The 24,142-nt window shown below is 61.9% G+C and carries 18 protein-coding genes and 1 tRNA gene; 4 read left to right on the forward strand and 15 right to left on the reverse strand.

The window, feature by feature from the left end; all coding sequences use genetic code 11:
- Window positions 1-7: 7 nt before the first annotated feature.
- The 7 genes from ABIB73_RS23590 to ABIB73_RS23620 form a co-directional block, all read right to left on the reverse strand.
- The gene (locus ABIB73_RS23590) at window positions 8-1,675 is read right to left on the reverse strand and encodes an arylsulfatase (RefSeq protein WP_354227806.1); all 1,668 of its coding nucleotides are present in this window, start codon (window positions 1,673-1,675) and stop codon (window positions 8-10) included.
- Window positions 1,676-1,786: 111 nt separating this feature from the next.
- A complete protein-coding gene (locus ABIB73_RS23595) occupies window positions 1,787-3,160 on the reverse strand; it encodes a DUF3300 domain-containing protein (protein ID WP_354227808.1) in 1,374 nt (457 codons plus the stop codon).
- Window positions 3,161-3,197: 37 nt separating this feature from the next.
- On the reverse strand, window positions 3,198-4,196 hold the full coding sequence (locus ABIB73_RS23600; protein WP_354227810.1) for a formylglycine-generating enzyme family protein: 999 nt from the start codon (window positions 4,194-4,196) through the stop codon (window positions 3,198-3,200).
- Window positions 4,197-4,248: 52 nt separating this feature from the next.
- Window positions 4,249-4,581, reverse strand: a complete 333-nt coding sequence (locus ABIB73_RS23605; protein ID WP_354227874.1) for an HdeA/HdeB family chaperone — start codon at window positions 4,579-4,581, stop codon at window positions 4,249-4,251.
- An 85-nt stretch (window positions 4,582-4,666) separates the two neighbouring features.
- A complete protein-coding gene (locus ABIB73_RS23610) occupies window positions 4,667-5,680 on the reverse strand; it encodes an HAD family hydrolase (RefSeq protein ID WP_354227812.1) in 1,014 nt (337 codons plus the stop codon).
- A gap of 77 nt (window positions 5,681-5,757) precedes the next feature.
- Window positions 5,758-7,362, reverse strand: coding sequence for an arylsulfatase (locus ABIB73_RS23615; protein WP_354227876.1), 1,605 nt, complete (start codon window positions 7,360-7,362; stop codon window positions 5,758-5,760).
- A gap of 173 nt (window positions 7,363-7,535) precedes the next feature.
- Window positions 7,536-7,781 carry a hypothetical protein gene (locus ABIB73_RS23620; RefSeq protein ID WP_354227814.1) on the reverse strand — a complete coding sequence of 82 codons (246 nt, stop codon included), beginning with the start codon at window positions 7,779-7,781 and terminating at the stop codon, window positions 7,536-7,538.
- A 372-nt stretch (window positions 7,782-8,153) separates the two neighbouring features.
- Here ABIB73_RS23620 and ABIB73_RS23625 point away from each other — a divergent pair, with 372 nt between their 5' ends.
- Both ABIB73_RS23625 and ABIB73_RS23630 read left to right on the forward strand, forming a co-directional pair.
- Window positions 8,154-9,971 (forward strand): tetratricopeptide repeat protein, encoded by a 1,818-nt coding sequence (locus ABIB73_RS23625; RefSeq protein WP_354227816.1) that lies wholly within the window; start codon window positions 8,154-8,156, stop codon window positions 9,969-9,971.
- A gap of 138 nt (window positions 9,972-10,109) precedes the next feature.
- Window positions 10,110-12,575 (forward strand): tetratricopeptide repeat protein, encoded by a 2,466-nt coding sequence (locus ABIB73_RS23630; RefSeq protein WP_354227818.1) that lies wholly within the window; start codon window positions 10,110-10,112, stop codon window positions 12,573-12,575.
- A gap of 212 nt (window positions 12,576-12,787) precedes the next feature.
- On the opposite strand, the gene ABIB73_RS23635 is transcribed toward ABIB73_RS23630, so the two are convergent.
- The 5 genes from ABIB73_RS23635 to ABIB73_RS23655 all read right to left on the reverse strand — a co-directional run bounded on the left by ABIB73_RS23635 (window position 12,788) and on the right by ABIB73_RS23655 (window position 18,564).
- Entirely contained in the window at window positions 12,788-13,396 is a 609-nt protein-coding gene (locus ABIB73_RS23635) for a DUF502 domain-containing protein (RefSeq protein WP_354227820.1), read from the reverse strand.
- 281 nt (window positions 13,397-13,677) lie between these two features.
- Window positions 13,678-16,440, reverse strand: a complete 2,763-nt coding sequence (locus tag ABIB73_RS23640; RefSeq protein ID WP_354227822.1) for an autotransporter family protein — start codon at window positions 16,438-16,440, stop codon at window positions 13,678-13,680.
- Between the two features lie 708 nt (window positions 16,441-17,148).
- Window positions 17,149-17,225, reverse strand: a tRNA-Arg gene (locus ABIB73_RS23645).
- 151 nt (window positions 17,226-17,376) lie between these two features.
- Window positions 17,377-17,841, reverse strand: coding sequence for a hypothetical protein (locus ABIB73_RS23650; RefSeq protein WP_354227824.1), 465 nt, complete (start codon window positions 17,839-17,841; stop codon window positions 17,377-17,379).
- A 165-nt stretch (window positions 17,842-18,006) separates the two neighbouring features.
- Window positions 18,007-18,564, reverse strand: a complete 558-nt coding sequence (locus tag ABIB73_RS23655) for a hypothetical protein (RefSeq protein ID WP_354227878.1) — start codon at window positions 18,562-18,564, stop codon at window positions 18,007-18,009.
- A 231-nt stretch (window positions 18,565-18,795) separates the two neighbouring features.
- Here ABIB73_RS23655 and ABIB73_RS23660 point away from each other — a divergent pair, with 231 nt between their 5' ends.
- The gene (locus ABIB73_RS23660) at window positions 18,796-19,179 is read left to right on the forward strand and encodes a VOC family protein (RefSeq protein ID WP_354227826.1); all 384 of its coding nucleotides are present in this window, start codon (window positions 18,796-18,798) and stop codon (window positions 19,177-19,179) included.
- Window positions 19,180-19,231: 52 nt separating this feature from the next.
- On the opposite strand, the gene ABIB73_RS23665 is transcribed toward ABIB73_RS23660, so the two are convergent.
- Window positions 19,232-19,729, reverse strand: a complete 498-nt coding sequence (locus ABIB73_RS23665) for a hypothetical protein (protein ID WP_354227828.1) — start codon at window positions 19,727-19,729, stop codon at window positions 19,232-19,234.
- Between the two features lie 260 nt (window positions 19,730-19,989).
- On the opposite strand from ABIB73_RS23665, the gene ABIB73_RS23670 reads away from it, so the two are divergent.
- On the forward strand, window positions 19,990-20,340 hold the full coding sequence (locus ABIB73_RS23670) for a GrlR family regulatory protein (RefSeq protein ID WP_354227830.1): 351 nt from the start codon (window positions 19,990-19,992) through the stop codon (window positions 20,338-20,340).
- A 7-nt stretch (window positions 20,341-20,347) separates the two neighbouring features.
- Here the strand turns inward: ABIB73_RS23670 and ABIB73_RS23675 are convergent, their stop codons facing one another.
- Together ABIB73_RS23675 and ABIB73_RS23680 are read right to left on the reverse strand one after the other, a co-directional pair.
- A complete protein-coding gene (locus tag ABIB73_RS23675) occupies window positions 20,348-23,035 on the reverse strand; it encodes a PAS domain S-box protein (RefSeq protein ID WP_354227832.1) in 2,688 nt (895 codons plus the stop codon).
- A 123-nt stretch (window positions 23,036-23,158) separates the two neighbouring features.
- Complete coding sequence (locus ABIB73_RS23680; RefSeq protein ID WP_354227834.1) at window positions 23,159-24,073, reverse strand: DMT family transporter; 915 nt, start codon at window positions 24,071-24,073, stop codon at window positions 23,159-23,161.
- Window positions 24,074-24,142: the final 69 nt, after the last annotated feature.

Here is a 24,142-nt window from a genome sequence, read left to right on the forward strand (position 1 = left end):
CGGTGCCTCACTTGTTGGGGTTCGCCGCATAAATCTTGTCCATCGCGTCGCCTACAGTGAAGCTCGCTGCCTTGGCGCGTGGCGGGAAGTCCTTGAAGCTTTCAAGATATCTCCCGACGACGGCCTGCGCCGGCACGAGCAGGAACATGCGGTGCGCCATCCAGTCACCATAGAAGGCGCTAGACGGGCCCCGCTCGAAAGGATCTGACCGCAGATCGTACAGCATGGGAGCGCGCAGCCTTGTGAACTGGCCTTGCCATGGTCCTACCGGTGTCGTGGGCCCTACTTCGGCGTGCTGCTCCATGAAGGTAACCTTCCAGTCGCGGAGGCGAATGGCCATCAGGTCGCCGTCATCACTCCAATAGAGAAATTCCTGACGTGGCGACTCCTTCACTTCGCCCTTGAGGAACGGCAACAGGTTGACACCGTCGAAGTGGACCTTGAAGGACTTTCCGTTGAGGGGCGTACCCTGTTTCGTCCGCTCGACGAGGTCGAGGTCACCATTGGCTGCAGCGAAGGTCGGGATGAAGTCTTCATGCGCACAGACGTCATTGACGATTGTGCCGGGTTGAATCACGCCCGGCCATTTGATCAGGCAAGGCACGCGGAAGCCCCCTTCCCAGTTGGTCGCCTTCTCGCCCTTGAACGGCGTCGTGCCGCCATCCGGCCAGGTAAAAGCTTCGGCGCCGTTGTCAGTCGTGTAGACCACAATGGTATTGTCGGCGACACCGAGATCATCGAGAAGCTTCAGCAATTCTCCAACGTGCCCGTCGTGCTCCACCATTCCGTCCGGGTAAAGACCCTTGCCGGTCTTGCCTTGAGACTCCTTCTTCAGGTGGGTGAATACGTGCATCCGTGTCGAGTTGAAGTAACAGAACCATGGCTTGCTAGCCCGCTGCTGACGGTTGATGAAATCCTTGGCTGCAGCGAGAAATTCCTCATCGATCGTTTCCATTCGCTTGGTATTCAGAGGACCGGTGTTTTCGATCTTGCCGTCGGCACTCGATTTGATGACGCCGCGCGGCCCGAATTTCTTCCGGAACTCCGGGTCCTTGGGATAATCGGGGTTTTCCGGTTCCTCCTCGGCGTTGAGGTGATAGAGATTGCCGAAGAACTCATCGAAGCCATGCGCCGTCGGAAGATGCTCGTCGCGGTCACCAAGATGGTTCTTGCCAAACTGGCCGGTGGCGTAGCCATAGGTCTTGAGCACATCAGCGACACTCGGGTCGAGCGGTCCCAGGCCAAGTTCGGCGCCGGGAAGACCAACCTTCGTGAGACCGGTCCGGATCGGAGACTGGCCAGTGATGAAGGCGGCGCGGCCTGCAGTACAGCTCTGCTGTCCGTACCAGTCAGTGAACACCGCACCTTCCTTGCCGATGCGATCGATGTTGGGCGTGCGGTAGCCCATCATTCCCATGTTGTAGGCGCTGACATTGAACCAGCCGATGTCGTCGCCCATGATGAAGAGAATATTCGGCTTACGGCCGGAAGCGGCTGCTGCGGGCGACGTCGCCGGCGCGTTCTTCTGGGCCTGTGCAAGTGCGTCTGATGTCAGCGCCGCGGCGGCGACCAGGGCCGAGGAGCCGAGCAGGATGTTGCGGCGGCTGGGGGCGCGGTCTGTGGTCTCATTCGATGCCGATCGGTCTTCATCTGGTCGCTTGGTGTCGCCGGGCATTCCTGGCTCCTTGTTCACTTCGAGGACTGACAATCAATCCGCGGCCTTCATTCTCTTCACGCATTGGAATCCGACGCGGCGCTTCTGTGTCCCCTCAGCGTTCCCTGTTCGTCATCGGCGCCGACCTCCTCCGCCGTGGAAACCGCCGCCACCGCGACCGCCGCCACCCCGCATTGCTCCGCCGCCGCCGCGCATGCCTCCGCCCGCGTGCATTCGTTGCCCGCCGCCGCCGCGGCTAATGTTAGGCCGCGTCCCACCGCCGGGACGGCTGACATTTGGCCGCGTGCGGGCGGCGTGATGACCCGCACCGCTGCGCGCGTGGGAAACCTGTTTGCCGCCCTTCGCTCGCGAAACGTTCGCTGGGCGATTGCCCCCACCTCGTGCCGCGGCGTTCTTGGGTCCGGTCTTCGCTCCACGGCCGGCGTTCGAGAAATTCCGCTGGCCCGGATTCCCACCTCCCTTGAGAGCCTGCCGCGCAGCGGCCGTATTGCCGCTGCCGAACCGCGCCGCGACATTGGCATTGTGATAGGCAACGCCACCGCGATGCGCCGGATTATGGGCCCAGCCGCCATTGACGATGTTGGTGCGATTAAACTGATTGAACCGATTGACGTTGATGTTCACGTCCCGCCGCCACCAGTCGCAACGCCCCCAGATCGCGGCGCCAACCGCGACGCCGGCGGTGAAGCCGATCACGCCTGCCGCAACGTAGCCTGGCGGATACCAATAGAATGGCTGGTAGGCCGGATAATCCCATGCGCCGTAGACGACCCCCGGATCGTAGACGGGGACGTAATACGTGTCGGGATCGACGGGGTCGATTGTGATGGCCTGCTGCATCCCGGCCGGCGGCGTGACGCCGGCGGGCGGCGCCGACTTCGTCACTTTCTGTTGTGACGTGGATTTGAGGTTGCCCGCCGCATCTGCGCGCGCACGCAAAGTCTGAACCGCGGCCATGACGTCCTGCTGCTGCGCCAGGAAGGCATCGCCAAGCTGCTGGGTCCAATCCAGCTTGTCGTTCATCATCTGCAATGTCTGCGGGATCGCAGCGAGCGCCTTCACGCTCGGATCCCATGACTGCTTCTGCATGGCGTCCTCAAGCGCCTTCCCCTTCACGCTGGCGTTCTCCTTCGACCAACGTGCGGCTTCCACCACCTCCAGCGGATAGGTCGAAGCCATGAGGATCTGCGAAAGCAATGAATCGGGATAGAGCGCGATCGGCGCGACCAGTTGCTCGATCTGCCCCTCGGTCAGCGCGGCTGCCGCCGGCGAGGCTGCACTCGCGGCAGGCGCCGGGGCTGGGCTGGCACTGGGAGCCGCGCTGCCGCCCTGGGCTTGAGGCGGATTCTCTGCCGGAGCGGCTGGCGGCGCGGCCGGCGCCGTGGTCTGCGCCAGCACGAGACCGTCCGTAAAGCCCAGGATGATAGCCAGCAAGCCTGCGTAGACGAGTGAGGTACGCAGCGTCTTCACGATCCGTTTAACCATCATTTCGTTCCCTTCCGGCCAGGTCGGCGAATGGCACTCACAAATTGGGCCTTGAATCCTCCTCGCGATGCGTTGTGCGCAGGATGCATCGGAAGCCCACGTGGCTCGTCGATGTGTCGATCGGTTCTGCATGCCGTGCGGCCGGACGATAACGACGGCAATAATTGGGGGCACACAGGTGCGAACCGCCCTTCAGAACCTTCCGTGGAATCTGAACATTGGGCTGGCGGGGATCGAGACTCGCGCTTTCAGCTCCGCCACGGGGATTTTGCGGAATGCAGCAGGCCTTGGCTGCATCGGCCTCATGCCTGGTTGACCACCAATCGGCGGTCCATTCCCAGACATTTCCGATCATATCGTAGAGACCGTAATTGTTCGGCGGAAATGTCATCACCGGCGAGGTGCGCTCGAAACCATCCTCGCAGAGGTTCTGAACCGGGAAGCTTCCCTGCCAGGTGTTGGCCATATGCTTGCCGTGCGGCACAAACGCATCGCCCCAGGCGTATTCGACGCCGTCCAGGCCGCCGCGCGCGGCAAATTCCCATTCGGCTTCCGTCGGGAGGTCCTTGCCCGCCCATTGCGCGTAGGCGAGCGCATCGGCATAGGCCACGTGCACGACCGGATGATCATCGAGATTCTTGATGTTGCTCTTCGGGCCATAAGGATGGCGCCAGTTCGCGTCTTTCATGAACGACCACCACTGGCTCCAGTCACGCAAGTCAGTGACCTTCGCTTGCGGCGAGAACACAAGCGAGCCCGCATAGAGCATTTCGGGGCGCGCGCCAGGGTAGTCCTTCGGGTCCGGAATCACCTGCGCCGTCGTCACGTGACCGGTAGCGTTGACGAACTGCTTGAATTGCCGATTGGTCACCGGGGTACGGTCGAGCCAGAATCCGTCCACCGCCACGCGATGAACGGGCGCCTCCTCGGGATAGTGGTCGTTCGATCCCATATGGAAGGTCCCACCAGGGACCCAAACCATGCCCTCGACCGAGTCGTGGCCCAGATCGACGACAAGTTCGGGGGACGACGACATAGTCCGGTCTCCGCGACTCTGCACTGGTTATGGCTTCGGCCCCGACGCGGACCTACTTCTCGTTCTTCAGGAGCGTGTCGACCGCTTCGATGATCTTTAGATCAGGATGAGCCCTGCAATAGAGAATCAACTCATGCTCGCCGGATTTTGCCCGTGTGATGTGGGCAAAGTGCTTCTTGGCTAGACCGTTGTACCAGCCGCTGTACCACGCGGCCAACATATCAGCGTCTTCCTGATAGGTTCCAGCAAGCTGGGCGCATGTCAGCGCCTGCACGTCAACATAACCTTTTGAATCGGCGTAGGCCGATAGTGGCGTCTGTGCTTGCGCGCTCGATGCTGCAAGTGCCGCAACAGCGGCGGCGACGGCGACGAAGGTTTGCTTCATGCCTGACATACGCATATCACCTTTTGCTTGAGACTTTGACATCTTCTATCGGCTGCCCGCTCGATCATCGTTTGGCTTTGCTCCTCTATTGAAAGCTGAATACGCGTTTCCAATCATCTTTCATGCCGACCACGGCCCAGCCATTGGACTGCGCCGCATCAAGCGCCTTGTCGAGCCGCCCAAACGAAGACTTCCGGTCGTACGCGTATTCACGCTCTGGATCTGTGTGATGCACGATGAGGCCGAAGCGGCGACCGCCGGCTGCCGTCGCCCATTGCAGCATCTGGAAATCGCCATCCGAATTGCCGAAGGCCGCAATCGGCCGTCGACCGATGTGCGAATTGATGCCAACCGGCTTGCCTGCGCCATCGTCGATAAAATCGACGGCTGGCAAACGGATCAATGAGGGTTGGCCCTTGTTGGTCTCGAACTTGGTCTTGATACTGGAGCCGACGACCTGGTCTGGAGAGATGCCGTAGACGCGCTCGGTCCACGGCCGCATGAATTCGATGCCGCCGCCGGAAACGATGAAGGTCTTGAAGCCATTGCTTCGCAGATACGCGAGCAGCTCCAGCATTGGCTGATAGACAAGCTCAGTATAGAGTTTGCCGAACTTTGGATGGCGGGCTGTCGCGATCCAGTGGCTGGCGATTTTTTCGAACTCCGCCGTCGTCATGCCGGCATGGGTTGCCATCACGAGCCCGACTAGGCCCTGCTCGCCCGCCTTGGCAAGGGTAGCGAGGTCGTTGTCAAGAACGGCCTTGAAAGGCTGCTTGTTTCGCCATTCCGGATGCTTGCCGGACAGCGCCTTCACCCGATCCAGTGCAAAGGCCAACTGCACATACATCGGCTGTTCGCACCAGAGCGTGCCATCGTTGTCGAACGTCGCAATGCGCTCTGACGCAGGCACAAAATCCGGCGTTCCCTCCTTCGTGACCGCAGAGACAAAGTTCAGGATGGCGGTCTTCGCCGGCCCCTCGTTCCACGATGCAAGTGGATCACCCTGCGCCGATGCCGGACGCGTCGAGAGAGACACGGTCGCTGCCGAAGCCAGCAAGCCTGCCAGGATCGAGCGTCGGTCAACCGGGTTTCCCCTCATATGTCCTCGGTCATTCCATCTCAAAATTGAGAAAGGAACGGCCTCGAAACTCTTCGAGGCCGTTCGATGCGCTCGATCTAGTTGCCCGAAGGCAGGCCGATGCTGAAGCCGTCCTTTGCAAGCTGATCCCGGAAGAACTGGAATCGCTGATACTGCGTGAGGGTGATCGGCCCTGCATAACTCTCACTCTGGAGTTTCCGCGGAGGATATTTCACGTAAGTCTGCATCAGGTCCTTGGTCGCGGCATTGATCGTGACCATGGTCCAGGTGCGCTCCGTGTAGTTGTTCATGAAAACGTCGTAGCGCTCCTGAGGATCCTGCCAGAGATCGAAGACCTGGGGGACGGTCGCGACATACGACTCCGCTCCCTTCCAGCCAAGGTTGCTGTCAACCGCGAGACCGCCGGTCTTGGTGCCGTCGTCGCCGCGCAGATTGAACACGGCCTTGTAATTGCCGACGCGCGCTGCGCCGGGGGTTAGTTCGTTCTCCGTGAAGTAGAACCAGCTCTTGCGCTCCGACTTGCCCGTTCCGAACAGGACCGGGGACATATCGTAGCTGTCGAAGATGATGGGCTTACCCTCGCGGTCGTTCTCCGGCAGCTTTATGCCAGCGAGCTTCGCGAACGTCGCCATGTAGTCCAGACCGCCGACAATGTCGGAATTCTTCGTTCCGGCTTTGATGCCCGGGCCCCATGCGATCGAGGGAACGCGGTTGCCGCCCTCACGGACCGTACCTTTCGTGCCGCGGAACGGCGTATATCCGGCATCCGGATAAACGTCCTGCCACGCGCCATTGTCCGTCGTCCAGAAGACGTAGGTGTTCTTGTCGAGCCCCAGAGATCGTACCTTCTCCATGATACGGCCGATGCGTGTGTCGTTCTCCACGACGGAGTCGGCGTATTTACTCTTTGAGAGCGACTTTCCCTGAAATTCGGGAGCCGGCATGTTCGGCTGATGCACCTTCATGAAGTTGACGCTCATGAAGAAGGGCTGCGTCGATCCCTTGTTGCGATCCAGGTAGTCGAGCGATGCCTTCTCGACATACTCGTCGAAGAACGGAATGCCGACCACGCCCTTGTCAGGCGTATTGACGTACTGGCCGTTGATCTTGAAGTCTTCTTTCGCAGTCTGCCCAGCGTTTCCGGACATCGCTCCCTTGGTTACGCGCTGGAACATGGCTCTCAGTTCGGGGTCCATGTCTGGAAACCAGGTGGGATCGGCATAGGTGTACGCATTGAGATGATACAGCCCTGCATACTTCATCTCATCATAGCCCTGCGCGTTCGGCAGCGCGTAGTCATCCTCGCCAAGGTGCCATTTGCCCGTGAAGAACGTCTTGTAGCCGCCGGTCTTCAGAACCGAGGCCACTGTCCATTCCGCGGCCGGCAAGCCCCCGCCCTGGCCCTGGAACGCCACGGTAGTCATGCCGCTACGATTTGGAATCCGGCCGGTTTGCACCGCAGCACGACCGGGCGTGCAACTCGGCTGCGCGTAGAATGACATGAATTGCATGCCTTCGGACGCGAGGCGATCGATGCTTGGCGTCGGCATGCCGCGATTTTCGCCGCCGCCATACACGCCCGCGTCTCCATAGCCGAAGTCGTCCGACAGGATCAATATGATGTTCGGCTTCTGGACCGGGGCTTGCGCCTGAGCTGCTGTCGTAGCGAACAACAGCGGCACCGCAAGCGCCGCCCATCCGCACTGCCTCAATTTGTCCTTTATTGCGTCTCTCACGGCTCTCACCTCCTGAGTTTTCATTTGCACCTGAACTTCGGTGCTGCCGCTGCGGCATTGCGAGCGAAAATCAGAGACTAATCCGACCTGACCCGTTTTGCCGTCCGATCGCTGCTCGCTCACGGCCGGTCCAAATGCGCCAGGATCTCGCCTTCCAGTTCGCCGAGCAGACCGACGTACTCCTCGGCTTTTCGACCTCCCTCCCGATCTCCTTCCTCGATGGCTTGCTGCCAATGGCGGAGCGCCCTCGCCGCTTCCTCGTAGTCTGAACAAATCGATCGAAAATGCGCGTCGCGAACGACGCGGCGCCGAATGTCAAGTTCGCGCTGCGGAAAGCGGGCCACGATGGATCGAATTTCCTCCATGCAACAAACCAGAGTTGGCGGCTCTGGACATCGACGTAACGGCTCGGATCGCATCTCCGTCAAGGTACGAACATGTTCGTAACCTCCAGCTACCTCGCGAGACATCGCGTGGAACGAACAGCCTCCAATCGATTTACCGATGCGATCAAAAATCCGGTGCAATCAAAGCTAGATTTATGACAATCGTTCGTTCGTCCGCGAGGAGGCCCTCCACGGTACTGCGACAATCGCGCAACAGCGGCTCAAGCTATTGGTCAGTCAATGAGAAATTCCGATGTTGCAGAAGTGCGGCTCGGGCTAACTCGCTTGTGAGTTGCAAAGGCATCGCAATGGCCTTAGCCTACATCAGGTCATTCGTGGGGCGCACAGTTGATGCGTGATCTCTCCAACGCGCCCGCAGCTAGCGTCGTGTCTCGCGACGTCACCCAGCGCGAAGGCGCGAGGGTGTTACCGCCGTCCGATGACGTATGGGCTGAGTTGGAGCGCATCTTTTCGAGCCCACATTTCCAGGCGAGCGAACGACGGCGCGCATTTCTTCGCTTCATCGTCGATGAAACCCTTACGGGACGCGCCGAAAGCCTGAAGGGCTTTACGATTGCCCTGGCGGTATTTGGCCGCGACGAATCCTTCGATCCTCAAGCCGATCCGGTCGTCCGTCTCGAAGCTCGAAGGCTGCGGCGCGATCTCGACAGCTATTATATGGACGCTGGCCAAAACGACGCGGTCCGCATCTCGATTCCAAAGGGCTCGTACGTACCAAGTTTCGAATGGCATAACGCGCCATCGCTCCCCACCTCAACCGACCCTCAAGCGTCGGACATCCGCGACCATTCGACACATGATCTCGCGACCGATGGCCAGCTGCCGAGCTGGTCAGGTTTTCGTCGCCATTTGGGGATCGTCGCAGCATTCGCGGCCGGCCTGGCTGTTGGAGTGCTGGGATGGATCTTGCTCTCTGGACGGACGCAGCCTCACTTTCGTTCCGCGCGCGAACCTGCCCTGCTGGTGATGCCATTCGAGGCGCTGAGCCCCGGCGAGAGCACGCGTTTTTTTGCCAATGGAATCGGCCAGGAGCTGATCGGCAATCTGTTTCGGTTCGCCGGTTTCCGACTCTACATTTTTCCGGTCGGCTCCGAGGAGGACTCAAGCCTGGCGCCGGCGCAGCTCGCGCGCAGGCTTGGGGTTACCTATGTCGTTACCGGAAGCGTCCAGACGAATGCCGAAGAAGTGCGTGTCACAACCCAAGTGCTGAATGCGACAAACGGCAAGGTCGTCTGGACCAAGACCTTCGCCCGGCCATCCAATCCCCAATCCCTCATGGGAATCCAAACGGATCTCGCAGACGAAATTGCGACCGTGATCGGCCAGCCCTATGGTGTGGTCAAGAGCGATTTGGGCGACAGTCGATCGCCGGCTGCAGTATCGAACATGGAAAGCTATATGTGCGTCCTGCGCGCCTACGGCTACCGCCGCAACTTTTCGCGGGCGGAGTTCGACCCGGTTTTGCGGTGTCTTGAGCAGACCGTTCAGCGGGATCCTGACTATAGCGATGGCTGGGCCATGCTCGGCTGGCTGCGCGTCGACGCAGGACGTCTGGGGTACACCGGTGAGAATAACCGGCAAAAGGAATACGAGAAGGCCCTTGAGGCGACTGCCCGTGCGGTGACGCTGCAACCGAACAATCCGCTGGCGCTCAAGGCTCTCGGGGCTGCCTACTTTTATGCGGGGCGATACGACGAGAGCGAGCGCATCACCCGTCAGGCGGCGGCTCTCAACCCGAATGATCCCGAAGTCCTCGCCCAACTCGGCTGGCGGCTTGCCGTGCGTGGGAATTTCGAGGAGGGGATTCCGATGCTCAAACGCGCCATCGCGCGCAGCTTGAATCCTCCCAGCTGGTATTTTCATCTCATCGCGATCGAGCTTTGTTTGAAGGGCAACTACGAGCAAATGCTCGCGGTCGCCGAACGATCCGCGCTGGGCGATCCCGGGTTCAGCCAGTTCCTGCTTGCCGTGGCGAACGGGGAGCTTGGTAATCGCGACGCTGTACGACAGGCGTTGGAAAAAATGTCACGCTACCAACCCGTAGCTGGCGACCCCGAGGGCTTCATGCGCCGCCATGGGGCAACGGATCAAATCGTCGGCGCCATGATGGCCGGGCTGAGCAAAGCCCAATTGATCGCCTCCGAATAATGGGATCGGAGCGCCGGCGCGTTGACGTCCACCCGTCCTTGCACTTTGTGACGTTTTCGTTATTCGAATTGATGCCAATCGACGATTGGAGCAGCAGTCGAAGTTGCTGCAGGCGAATGCAGGCTTGAGGGAACAGGTTTGGCACTACCGAAGTCGAGCTCAAGTCGATCGAATAGGCGCCCAAGGCACAAGAGCCGCAATCAGCATCAGGGCACTTCGAACGGCCTGCCGCCCGCAAATCGCGGTCGCGCAATTGCCACCGCGGCGGTGCTCCTGCTGATTGGCTGCGGCCTCGTCGCTTGGCTCACCCTCGGCAACGGAACAGGCTTGCAGTTCAAGCAGGCTGCGCTCGCGGAATCGCCTGAAACGGCAAAATTCGTCGGCAGCGAGACTTGCGCCGGTTGCCATCGCGTCGAGGCTGACCTCTGGCGACAGTCACAACACAAGCATGCGATGGATCATGCGACCGACGCCACCGTGCTTGGCGATTTCAACAATGCCAGCTTTGATTATTTTGGATTGCGCAGCCGCTTCTTTCGCAAGGGCAGCAAATTCTTCGTCGAGACGGATGGTCCCGATGGCAAACTCGCCGAATATGAGATCAAGTACACCTTCGGCCTCGATCCACTTCAGCAATATCTGATCGAGTTTCCCGATGGCCGCTTGCAGGCATTGACGATCGCCTGGGATGCCCGTCCCAAGGAAAACGGAGGACAGCGGTGGTTTTCCCTCTACCCCAACGAAAAGATTGACCACGCCGACGCACTTCACTGGACCCGGTTGAACCAGAACTGGAATTTCATGTGCAGTGAATGCCACTCCACCGGAGTACGCAAGAATTACGATCCCTCGACGGACCATTTCAACACCACAAGGGCCGAGATCAGCGTTGGTTGCGAGACCTGTCATGGCCAAGGCTCCAGCCATGTTGCTTGGGCGACGGCAAGAAAGCGCATCTGGCCGTTTGGCAAGACAGACGACGAAACAAGGGGGCTGCTGGTCCGCTTTACGGAGCGATTGAATGCATCGTGGTCGCGTGGAGAAGGCGACGCGACGGCATCACGATCTTCGCCGCCCGTGACTTTGCGCAAGGAAGTCGAAACGTGCGGTCTCTGCCACGCAAGGCGCGGGCAGATATCCGAAGGCTGGATTCCGGGCCGCTGGCTATCGGAGACACATGCTGTTTCGCCCTTGTCCAGAGGCCTCTATTTTGCCGATGGGCAAATGCGGGACGAGGTCTACAACTACGGTTCGTTCAAGCAGAGCAAAATGTTTGCAGCAGGCGTGACATGCAGCGATTGTCACGATCCGCATAGCGGCAAAACGCGAGCTTCTGGAGACAACGTCTGCCTGCAATGCCACGCACCCGACAAGTTTGCCGTGGCTTCCCACCATCAACATGCTGGCGCAAATCCTCCGCTAACCTGCGCCTCATGTCATATGCCCGTCCAAACCTACATGGTCGTGGATTCACGGCATGATCACAGCTTTCGCGTGCCACGTCCTGATCTTTCTGTTCAGCTTGACACGCCGAATACGTGCAACGCCTGCCATAAGGATCAGTCGGCGGAATGGGCCGCCGCCGCTATCGAGCGCTGGCACGGCCCCGAACGGAAGGGCTTTCAAGCCTACGGTGAGGCCTTCCATGCGGCGTGGGCTGGCCAGCCTGACGCGGGGGCTGCCTTAGCCGGTATCGCCAGCAACACGCAGAATCCCGGATTCGCGCGCGCTGGTGCCACTGCCGAACTGAACGCTTACTTGTCTCCCGACGCAATCAAGATCGCGCGCGATGCCTTGAGCGATCCGGATCCGATGGTGCGCATTGGCGCACTCGACATGCTGGACGGCGTTCCAGTGCAACGTCTATGGTCTATCGCGGCCGCAGCACTCGCAGATCCTGTGGCTGGGGTGCGAGTCCGTGCCGCGTCTCTTCTGGCAGGGTTGCCAGCCGCGCTTCAGCCGGCAGAGCATCGCGCCAGCTTTGAAAAGGCCGCGCAGGAATATATCGACGCTCAGCGTTTGAACGCCGACCGCCCCGAAGGACGCACGTCTCTCGGGAGTTTTTTTGCGCGTCAGGGCCAGATGGCCAACGCCGAAACAGAATATCTCGCCGCTCTTCGCCTCGATAACCGCTATGCGCCTGCGGCAGTCAATCTCGCTGATTTATATGCGCGGCAGAGACAAGATGATCGAGCCGAAGCCGTCTTGCACCAGTCGTTGCGGTCCGATCCGGACAATGCAGCGCTTCATCACGCACTCGGGCTGGCGCTGGTCCGTTCAAAGCACCCCCAGGAAGCCTTGCAAGAACTTCAGCGCGCAAAGGATCTGCAGCCCGGCCAGGCACGATATGCATACGTCTACGCAATCGCGCTCCATTCGATGGGTCGTATACCTGATGCGATCAGGCAGCTCGAGCAGAATGCCGAACGCCATCCCGCGGATCGCGATACCCTCTCTGCTTTGGTGAGCTTCAATCGCGAGACAGGCGATACGGCGAACGCGCTCAAATACGGGCAGCAGTTGGCCAGGATTTTGCCGGACGATCCTGATCTCGCCCGTATTCTCCGCGAATTGGAAAAGACTTCTGCTCCCGCCCATCCCTGATCACGGCGCACAACGGTACAACAGGTGGCTCGATCTCGATGAGCGTGGGATGAGGCCATTGCCACCGTACACGCGCTCGACCGCTCCTCGCGAGTTTCAGCGTAGGTTCGCCCGGTTGAAATCTGCGCCAGTCTACACTGTAGGTCCGGTGACGCACACGAGGGGGCCCGACGATTAGACCGACGTGGAGAGCCAATTTTTAACCGTAGCAATCAAGTCGATTGGCTCAGATTTTCTCCTTTGAGCACGGCCGCCGACCCAATCCCGATATTCGTCACGATCGCCCTGGCCTGCAGCATGGAAATGCCGAGGGGCCGGATGCGATCGCTGCGGTAATACCTGACGTTGCCGGCGAGCGGCGTGGGAGCCTGCGGCAGGAAGACCGCCACCCAGTCGCCTTCAAGGGCCTCCAGAAGATATCCGATTTGCCAACCGCCCTCGGTGCTCACCAGTACCGGCTTGAACTCATCGCTCGCGCCTTCGGCCTGCGCCAGGCCTTGAGCCATGCTCTTCACCATCTGATACTGTGGGAGACTGCCAAGAACCGACTTTTCAACCCACGCGCTGATGCGAGAGCCGGTCTTTGTCCGCGCGAGTACACCAGCGACAAACGAAACCAGGATCAGCAGGACAACTGCCAGGACTGTGACAATTCCAACGCCCGCAATCTTACCTATCTGGTCGAAATGAAGGGCCTGCGAAACGGGAAGTGCTGCTTTTACCGCGATACGCATCGCGTGACTGAGGAGAGCCAGGAGAAGCGCAACAGGCAGAAGAAATAGCGCACCTCCGATCATGGTGGATTTCAGGAATTCCTTCATTACCCTCGCCCCTTTCCTCTCCGGCGCAGATTGCGCTGTGGTTTCCCGGGATTGGTCCGACGCGTCGCCATGCGGCAGGCCAAGGCTGGCTCGCTGCAACAGCAAGGCGATCGCCTTGCTTGCGCCGATCTGCCCCCCTGGGAACGCAGGGTATAGCACCGCAGCCTGCAAGTCGCTCCGGACCGATGGGGCTGCCTTGCCGGTAGGCCGCGAGGTGGTGTTGGACCGAACCTGTCTCTACGGGAGACCGCACGGAGACGATATGGTTCTTGAGATATTGCCTACCAGTTGACCCGAAGTCCCACCTTTCCATTGTAGGCGAAGCCGCCGCCGTCGAACCGGCTCTGGTAGGAGGCATTCGCATAGAGCGTGGTTGTCGATGTGACCTGGCCGCTGACGCCGGCATTGATTTCTCCCCACAGCCCGCCAAGATCGGCCTGGAACGGAACGAAGCCGGTCTCCGAGGAGAACAGGGTGGTGGGGTTGCCGAGAAATTCGTTCCAGAGGTTTGGACGTATCCACGCGGTGATCGTGCGCGCACTGTCGTCGATCGCCCATGTCCGGCCAAACCGGGCGCCGACCCGCGCAGCGAGCGAAGTCGCATCGGCAAAGCGGATTTGGGCCGCGACATCGCTGGCGTCGTTGATGTGGATGTTCTGATAGACCAGTTGCGCCTGCGGTTCGATGAAGTATCCGCCGGCGAACTTGAACGGGTATCCGCCCTCCACCGAAGCAGCACCACCTTGAGCCCCCGTCTTGAGCGCCGGGATGCCGTTATCTCCGGAGCTGCTGATATCGTAGAATGTGCCTTGCAGGACCGAGTCGACATACCAGCCGGTCGGCCCGAAATGAGTCCAGTAGCCGCCGAGCGTATAGGCGGCGAAGTTGCTGTCGCCTATCTCGCCATCGAAATGAGCGACCCGTCCTCGCGCACCGCCGACAGCGAAATAGGCGCCGGCCTGGTCTCGCGAACCGTCGGGACGATCGTGTCGATAGACATCCATGCCGGCCTGCAGCGCCAGGAAGCTGTAGGAAAAGTGCGGACCGGCCGATCCGCCGAGCACGCCAAGACTGTCGCCTTGCTGCACGCCGTTGACGCCGAGGATGCGGCCCCAACCGACCTTTGCGTTTTCGGGATTGGCGCGGAAGCGCTCGTCCTCCTCCTCGCCCATACGTTCGTGCAACGTGTCGAGCAGATTGCGCCCATACAAAAGCGCCATCGACGGGATCGCGGCATAGAGCGACGTCTCCTCCCTGAAGTCGGGGATGTCGCCGCCACCACCACCACCTCCACCGCCTCCACCTCCACCGCCGCCTCCACCGCCCCCGCAAGCGCGCAGGTTAGGATGAGCGACGCAATCGAGGGTGGAGCGCAGATACCAGGCCTGAGGATTGCTGGAATCGAGGCTCGATTGGAACAGCGTATATTGGTAGGGGCCCGCCAGCACCGGCCGGGATAGACTGAACGCGCCAGATGCAGTGGTCGCGCCATTGATCGCATCGACCACCAGGATGCCGTTGCCAGTCGTGAGCGCACCAGCGCCTGTGGTGTTCCTGATGCTCAGGAAGGAGTTGCCGGTCGCGGTGCCGCTGTCGATGACGAGCCTGTCCGACGGCGATCCATCGGTCCCGAGAAACGTGTTGAGCCCGAGCGTGCCGCTCCGGCCGGTGTAATTCACCGCCGTGAGCGTCTTGTAACTCGACAGCAGCGTGGGATCTCCGACAGGTGGCGTGAACTGGATCATGCTCGAAGCGTTGGTCAGATTGGTGACGTTCGAGTTGCCGGTCATCGTCCATTGCGAACCATTTCTCAGAGTGACGTTAGACGTGCTGCCGGAATCTGTCAGCGCAACGCCCCGCAAGATCGAGCCGTCCGAGACGAGATTAAGCGTGGCACCGCCACTGACGTTAAGCCATTGGCCGTTGTTCGCAACTGCTTCCGAGCCGGTCAAGGTCACATCGCTGGTGCCGCCGGGGGCAGCGATCGACGCACCGTTCGGACTGGTCAAGATCGTTACAGAGAGTGACGCGGTGCCGCCGCTTGCATTGAGGGCATTTGAACCGGCGCCGTTGGCGGTCAAATTTCCGGTCATGTCCAGCGTGCCGCCGCCTGTCACCGCCGCGGCGTGGGCGGTCGAACCAGACGTGGTGACATCGACGCCAATGGCGGCGATTGATGAGTTCGTTCCCATCGCCAGCAAACCGGGCGTCGAGGCGCCCGACGTGTTGACCGTTGTGTTCGTGAGCACCACTCGTCCCGCGCTGTCTGCCTGCGCGCCGGCGCCGCCGCTGCTCGACACCGAGACAGTACCGTCTGTTGCCGTGATCGTGCTCCCGACACCGCTCGCTTGCAGCCCGATCTCGCCGCCGCCATTGCCTTTAACGGCAACACTTCCTCTGATGAGCGTGACCGCACCGCCTCCGCCCGCCTTCGCGCCGACATCATTGCCGCCGCCGCCGGGCATCAAGATCGTCGTATCGGTGGACGTAACCTGGCTGCCGGAGCCGGTCGCCCAAAGACCCGTATTGCCGCCAGGGCCAACGGCGGCATAGCTGATTGAACTATTTAACAGATCGATGGTGGCGCCATTCGTGGCCCTCCCGGCCACGATGTTACCGACGCCGTTGATATGCACCCCGAGACCCGTCGCGCTGATCTGGCTACCCGCGCCATCCGCCAGCAGCGCGGTTCCGCCGCTACTGAACGCTGGATTGATGGCTGACCCCGACTGAAAGACGATCTGGCCGCCGCTCTGCGCCCACGCCGCAGTGCTCCAGTTGCCATTGATGCTAGAACCGGAACTGAAAATGATCGTGCCGTTCGTGTCGGCCAAGCCGCCGACGCTGCCGCCGTTGAAGAGATTGATGTTGACGTTGTTGGTGGTGATTGCGGCGGTCGTGCTGGCGTGAACCGCCGGCGTGCCAATGAGAGTCGTATTCGGATCGATCGCGCAAGTCCCACTGGTGAGTGTGACGGTGGAACCGGGAGCTACGGTGCAGGATTGAGCTGCGGCCGCATCGATCAGGGCACCCGACGCGAGCAACGCCAGCGCCGTGACGTGAAAGCGACTTGATCTAGCCCGATTGGCCGACGCTGTCCGCCGATCTTGCTTCCGGAGGACCGCAATCGCGGATTGCAATATTCGAAAATACCCGTTTGCGGGCGCCTCGTTCTCACAACTGGCCAAGTGAAAGCATGGAAGAACCCAACCAGCAACGCCAGCCATCGCGAAAGCTCCTCCCCCCAGAAATGTCGGTCGCTAACGACGACAAATTGAAAGAGCGGTTGCGCCCGCACGGCGCAAAAAGCGCAAAAGTTAGTACAATTTGAGATCGCAAATCATTTCATCAACACTCGGGTCAGAGATTGCCGCGATTGTGGCGACAAGCAATGCCAATGAAGTTTTGTGTCTGAGTGCTGCTTTCGGGACACACGAATCTGACAGATCACCTTGCGAGACCCGTTTCTGCTTCAAAGCGCCTGCGTAGGCGGATGGTTGCGTTCTGCGGGAGTCTTGGAACCCTGCGTTTCCGGAGATCCAGCCCTGTCGTTCTCAACCCGTTTTTGGCCGCAGCACCGGCACCGGCTTTCGGTTCCTCAAGATGCGGAACCAAATCACTCCGCGACCCATTTTCGATTTGGGGGGGGCGTGTTCTGCAACGCTCGGCAGACGGCCAACGTCTGCTAGGCTGCCGCCGATACCACCGGATATTCAAACGCGAACCCCGACGTTCGCAGTTTTGTACGCAAATGGCGCGCTCGGAAGGATTCGAACCTCCGGCCCTCGGAATCGAAATCCGATGCTCTATCCAACTGAGCTACGAGCGCCCTGACCCGGGGGTAGTGGGTCACAACCGAGACGCGCCGGACCGTTGCTGGAGAGCCAGCACGCCGGGTGGCGTTCGGATGCATTGGGATTAGCAGAGAGGTCGGACAATAAAAAGCCCTACCCGCCCTATCGAGGCGGGTCAAAGGCGTTTTACCAGGTCGTGTTGAACAGACCGAAATGCGGCTGCTGTGCCACCAGCATCATCGGCTGGCCGCGCGGCAGCGCCGGACGCGCCCTGGCGACCTTGCGCTTGGGCTGAGTGGGAGCCCTCGCTGAGGCTGCATCGGCCTTCGGTGACGCCGGCGTGAACTGGGCAAAGGTCTCACGCACCCGCGCCTTAGCCGACATCACGGCCAACGCATCCGCCTGCGCCGGCGGCTGCGGGGCCGCGACAGCCGCGGTCTTCACCACGGGGGCAGCGATCGTCGGCTGGCTGGTGTCAAGCACAACACGATCGGGCAGATGGCGGTCGGACCGTATCCGGATCAGCGGCTGGTCATAGCTTGCGGTCGCAACGGCGTCCGCAACCGGCGGCGCCGGCCAAACAAAATCCGCCGCGAACAACAGTGCGAGCAGCGCTCCGCCGACAAACATGAAATAGCGAAAGATGGGCATTGGCCGCACTCCGCCCCCCGCGTCCCCGCGTGGGCTATCCGCCCTAACAAGCGGTCCTTTAATTGGTTCCTACGCCCAGCCGTTCGGTTCAAATGGCAACGCTAAGTTTTTTGACCAAGGGGGAGGACAGTCACTTTTCCGCTAGCTAGCGGAATGCGCCGCGCTTTACGCACGCCGCGCCGTCACCAGCGAGCATTTTGCCTGATCAGCATTAACGTTGATGAAGCCGACAGGCACGCGCGCAAAGGTCTTGCGGCTCTTCATGCTTACCGTATCGGCCAGCACGCGGCTGCGGTCGGTCAGATGGCTGCCGTCACGTCGCGTAAAGGCGCAGACGATCTCGACATCCTTTACGGCATAGTCATTGTCATTTCGCACGGTGAAGGTTACCAGCGCCTTCGAGCCGAGCCCGCCGCGGCGCCAAGTCTGCGAAGAAATCTTAAGCCGGTCGAGCCCCGCGGCCTCCGCTGCCGAAGTCTCTGCGGCCGTTGCCGCCGGAGCCGGATCGACAGTTGCCAGTGCCAACTTCACTGGCTCGGTTTGCGCAACATTGCCTTCGGAGGGGGGCATCAGCAGCCAGATGGCGCTGCCGATGATGATCGCGGCGAGCAGCCATAGCATGCCCCGCTTGACCCAGACGCTTGTCACGGCCCCAGACCGTGACAGACCCTCGCCGGTCCCGACGACGCTTCCCATTCCGATCCGGCCAAACCCTGCGTTCATGGGTGCATCACCGAATGCCGGCCCGGGCGCTTTCCGGCATGTTGCCTCATCATAAGGGCCCGATGCGGCCATTCTGCGACCGAACTCTCATTCGCGTCCTTTTTCAATCCGCAGGAGGAACTAAGGTTCCCGCGAGCGCGCGAATCGCGGGTAAGACGCACGGTGGCGATCACCGGCCCGGATCGCTAACATGCGCCGCAACATCGCGAAGACCCGTCGGGAGGAAATGAAATGCCAGTCGTCACTTGGGATCACGTCCATCTGCGCAGCCCCGATCCGGAGGCCACTGCGGCCTGGCTGCGGGATATCCTCGGGGGCGAGATCGCGCGCGCACCGGGGCGAATCGACGTGAACCTTGGCGGCGCAAAAATCTTCATCGCGCCGCTGGAGGGTGACAACGCCGTCAGCCCGCCACCGCCGCACCCGCATCAAGGCCTCGACCATTTCGGTCTCACGGTGAAAGATATCGACGCCGTCGCAGCCGAGATCAAGGCCAAGGGCGTGACCTTCACGCGCGAGCCGACCACGATCCGGCCCGGCGTCCGCATCTGCTTCATCCGCGGTCCCGAAGGGATCTCGATCGAGCTGCTCGAGCGCGACAAGAAATACACCTGACGCGGCACGGCCGCATCGATCGTCAGCAAGACCGGACGAGCTAGCGCCGGGGTTAGGTCATGCTACCGGGCATAAAGCATCGGATGGTGACGCCCATGTAGCCGTAGATCGGCCAGACCATGGTCCGTCCGACCCGGTTCGGCTCCGAGATCACGGCCTCCTCGGGCACGTCCACCCAGACGAGCTCCTGCTGCTGGCCCTCGATCACATAGCCAAGGCGCGGGACGCGGACACGATAGTGCCCGTCCTTGCTCTCCCAGTCGGAGTCCGAGATTGCCGAACCGTCGGCATCGGAGCAGCATGGCCCCTTGCCGCTGCGCAGACCGTCGAACCAGGCCTTCAGCTCGGCACTGGTGTTGACGAACTGGCCACGGTCGCGCGCGTACCCGAAGGGAGCAGCAAGCGCAATCAGGAGCAAGGCACCGCCGAGCCTCGCCATGCTTCGCCTGCGTGTCGCGCGGCCAACTCGCCGTCGTTCTGCTTCGCAATTCGTGGGACGCACACTGTACAGATGCGGCTCATCGCCGCCGGAATCGATCCAGTTGGTCACGTTCGTCTTGCTCCAGCACCCCGCGGCCAGTGCAACAATGGTTATGCATTTCGCGGGCCAACTCTGATTCGCAATGACCGGCCTCGCCCCACGATGAGACCGTCATATCCGTGTCACAGACAAGACGGGACAATTACGGTTCGTGTGATTGGGGCGGCCTGCCGGCCGGCAAACTGCCGCGTTGCGCGAGGGATTGCGCTTTGGCATAAAAGCTTCACCGGTTACGCCGCTGGGCGACGGCGGCCGGCCTACGGGACGTTATGAAGAACGGCCTCTATTCGATTCACGTAACCCTGCTCGATGGTCGAGTCGGCAAGGGCAGCGGCGTGATTCTTTTCCGCGACGGCAAGATCCTTGGCGGCGACGCCTATCTCTATTACACCGGCAGCTACACGGTGAAGGACAACACCTTCAAGGGCGAGGTGCTGGTGCAGCGGCATACCTCCCCGCGAGGCGACGACAATCCCCTGTTCGGCGGTCCCGCGGCAGTCGGCATCGGTGTCAGCGGCACTTTCACGGCTACGCGCGCGGACATGACGGGCACAGCTCTGGTCGGCAAGGCCAGCCAGATCTTTGGCGCCACTCTCCACAAGCTCGCAGACGTCGATTGAGCGCGAGCTATTCCGCAGCCTGTTCGAGCGGCGCGACGCGCGGCAGAATCATCTGGATACGCGTGCCACCGCCTGGCGCGGAATCGAGATCGAGCCGCCCGCCGAGCCGGTTGGTGACGATGCTGTAGACGATGTGCAACCCGAGGCCGGTGCCGCCCTGGTCGCGCCGCGTCGTGAAGAACGGATCGAACGCGCGGCGGCGGACGTCGAGGCTCATGCCGCAGCCATTGTCGGCAACGATGATCTCGACATTGTCCTTGCCCGACTCGCGTACCTGGATGTCGATGATCCCCGGCCGGCCGTCCGGGAAAGCATGTGCAACGGAATTGAGGAACAGATTGGTCAGCACCTGACCGTACGGGCCGGGATAGCTGTTCATGGTCAGATTGGGCTGGCAATCGACATTGAGCGTCAGGTTCTGCTTGCGCAGGCCCGGCCGCAGGCTCATCACCACCTGCTCGGTAAGATCGGCGAGGTCGAAGGTGCGCTGGTCCGAATAGTTGCGATCGGCGGCGACCTGCTTGAACGACTGGATCAGCTCGGCCGCACGGTTGAGATTGGAGACAAGCTGCGAGGACGCGTCGCGGCTGGTGTGGAGGTAGTCGTTGAGCGTGGAGCGGCGAAGCTCGCCGCGCTCGACCTCGGCGGTGAACATCGCGGTCTTGCGTTCCAGCGCAGAGGCGACCGTGAGGCTGATGCCGACGGGATTGTTGACCTCGTGCGCGACGCCGGCGACCAGGCGCCCGAGTGCCGCGAGCTTTTCTGCCTCGATCAGCGAGGCCTGGGTCTCGCGCAGATTGCGCAGCGCGGTCTCGGCGGCGTCCTTCGCCTTCCGCATCTCCTGCTCGCCGCGCTTGCGCTCGCCGATGTCGAGCGCCACGGTGACGATCCGCTCGATCTCGCCCTCGGCATCGAGCAGCGGCAGCTTGTTGACAAGCCATTGCCGCATGTTGCCGGAGGAGTCCTTGTACTCCTCCTCGTAGAAACCGAGGCCCTTGCGGAACTGGACCACGCGCTTGTCGTGCTCGTCGGTCTTGGCCGCACCGTAGCGCGACATCAGGTCCGCGGTGGTGCGGCCGAGCGCGTCACCGGGCTCGATGCCGAAGATGCCGGCCATGTAACGGTTCATCAGCACATAGCGCAGGTCGCGGTCCTTGACGTTGATGACGGCGGGCACGGTGTCGATGACCTGCTGAAGCAGGCGCCGGCCTTCGGCGATGGCGTCTTCCGCCCGCTTCTGGTCGGTGATGTCGCGCAGCGTGCCCTCGTAGCGGACGATCTTGCCCTGCTCGTCCCGCACGCCCGTCGCGCTGTCGGAGAGCCAGAGGATGTCGCCGCTGCGCTGGCGCACCTGGTACTCGAACTCGCGCACCATGCCATCGCGGTGCATCAGCCGTTGGTACTCCTCGCGCGCCTCGGAATGGACGTAGATGGTGTGGGCGATGTCGTTGATGCTGTCGATCAGGTGCTGCGGGCTGTCATAGCCCATCATCCGCGCCAGCGCCGGATTGGCGTTGAGGAGGTCGCCGGCCGGCGTCGTCACATAGATGCCGTCGACCGAGCCCTCGAACAGCTTGCGATAGCCTTCCTCGGCCAGCCGCTGCTCAGTGAGCGCGCGCACCGCCGCCTCGCGCGCCGTGTCGGCCTCCTCCAGCGCGCGGCGAAACACCTCGGCGGCGCGCGCGATGTCGCCGATCTCGTTGTCGAGGTCGGCCGACGGGATCGAGGCATTCTTCTCGCCGGCTGCAAGCGCGCGAATGGATCGCGCGATCTGGGCCAGCGGACGCACCGTCCGCCGCACCACGAACCATGCCGCGGCCATGCCGATCAGCACGCCGATGGTGCCGAGCACGATGCTTTGCCACCGCGCCTCGGTCAGCGTACGGGCGAAGTCGCGCGACAGCACGTGGCCGCGCCGCGCGCTGACCTCGCGCAGCAATTCGGTGACACGCCCGATCAGCCGACCCTCGGTTCCCAGCACCTCGCGGTCGATATCGGCGATCTGCCGCTCGCGGACGGCGACCGCGATGATGGCATCGGCGTAACTGTTCACGGCCGACTTCAGCTTGGCATCGGCGATGTCCATCGTCCGCATGCCCTGCGCGGCCTGCTCGGCCGCGGACGGGTTGCGCGCGAGCAGCCCGAGTGCGATCCGGCTCTGCGCCTCCGACAGGCGGGCGGCGAGTTGGCGGTCCGCAGCACCAGCGACGGCGGCGTCGAACTGGTCGCGCAGCGGCGGCAGCCCAGCGAGCAGCTGCGCGCGCCGGTCGATCAGGGTCGAGATCCGCTCCAGACCACTGCGATAGGTCGCAAGCCGCTCGGTGACCCCGTCGATCATGTCCTGCTGCTCGGGCGCGAGCTCGATGCGGGTCTTCTTCAGGATGTCGCTGAGCGTCGAGGCCGCCTCGCCTACCTGCTTGAACTGGATGCCGGCGCCGGGATCAGTGACGAAGTCGCGCGCGGCAAGGCGCAGCTCGTTCATGCGCCGGTCGATGTCCTCGGCCAGGTCGCCGACGCTCTGGAGCCGCTGCAACTCGGCGAAGGTCGTGTCGATGTGCCGGATCGCGATCACGCTCGCGGTCGAGGTGACGATGATCACCGCCAGCACCAGCAGGAAGCTGCCGAACGTCAACTGGCCGATGGAGAGCGAAAATGTTCGCTTTTTCTCAGGGGTCGGCGTCAATTCGGCTGACATTGGTGTGTTTTGCGGACCGGGCTACTGGGAGCCCAATATACGACGTTGCGGCCCCGGGGGAACATGCCTCCGGCCGCGGAATATCCTTAAAATTGCCGGTCGGTCCCGGATTAGCCCTTGAGATCAGGACGTTTTGACGCTCGCCGGGCGCCGGGCCGGGATCGTCATGGCGGCAACGCCGATGACCACGCAGGCCAAGCCGATCCAGGCGGTCCGGCTCAGGGTCTCGCCGAGGAAGACGACGCTGATGGCGACCCCGATCGGCACGCGCAGATAGGCCTGCGCGGTGGTGCCGACCGAGCCGAGCGTCTGGATCAGGCGGAAATAGATCGCAAACGCCGCCGCGGTCGAGAACACGGCCAGCGCGAGCAGCGCCAGAACGGAACTCAGCGAGGGCGACAGCGTCCAGGGCTGTTCGAACACGAGCGAGGCCGGGACCAGGACCGCGGCGCCCGCAAGCAGCGAGCCGGCGGCGGGTGCCATCGGATCGAGGCCTTTAAAACTCCGGCCGAAGATCGCGGCGCAGGCGTAGCAGATGGTGGCGGCGACGATCGCGGCCTCCGCGACGAGCCCGCTGCCGATGTCATGGAACGCATCGACGCCGACGATCAGCAGGATGCCGACCATGCCGGCGACCACGCCGATCAGCTTTCGTGGTGTCGTCGCCTCGTGGCGAGTGACGACCGCCGTGAGCAGGAAGGTGAAGATCGGTCCGGCCGAGTTGAGGATGGTGGCGAGCGCGGCATCGACATGGCGCTCACCCCAGGCGATCAGCGTCCAGGGAATCACGCTGTTGAGCACGGCCTGGAACGCGAAGCGTTGCCAGGTCGCGGCATCCGTCGGCATTTTGACGCCGCGCGCCTGCATGACGATCAGCAGCAAGAGGCCCGCGATCGTGGTACGCGCCGCGATCAGCGTGATCGGCGGGATGGTGGCGACGCCGAGCTTGATGAAGGTGTAGGAGCCGCCCCAGAGCGTTGCGAGCGCGACCAGCAGCGCCAGATCCACGGCGATGTTGGTGTCCTGCCGGTTGTCCATGGCGCGTCCCGTCCTGCTTTCAGGGGACGGAACATACAGCGGCCACGAGCACAATAGTTCGTCGTGTGT

The organism is Bradyrhizobium sp. F1.4.3, from assembly GCF_040548375.1.
Classification (GTDB): domain Bacteria; phylum Pseudomonadota; class Alphaproteobacteria; order Rhizobiales; family Xanthobacteraceae; genus Bradyrhizobium.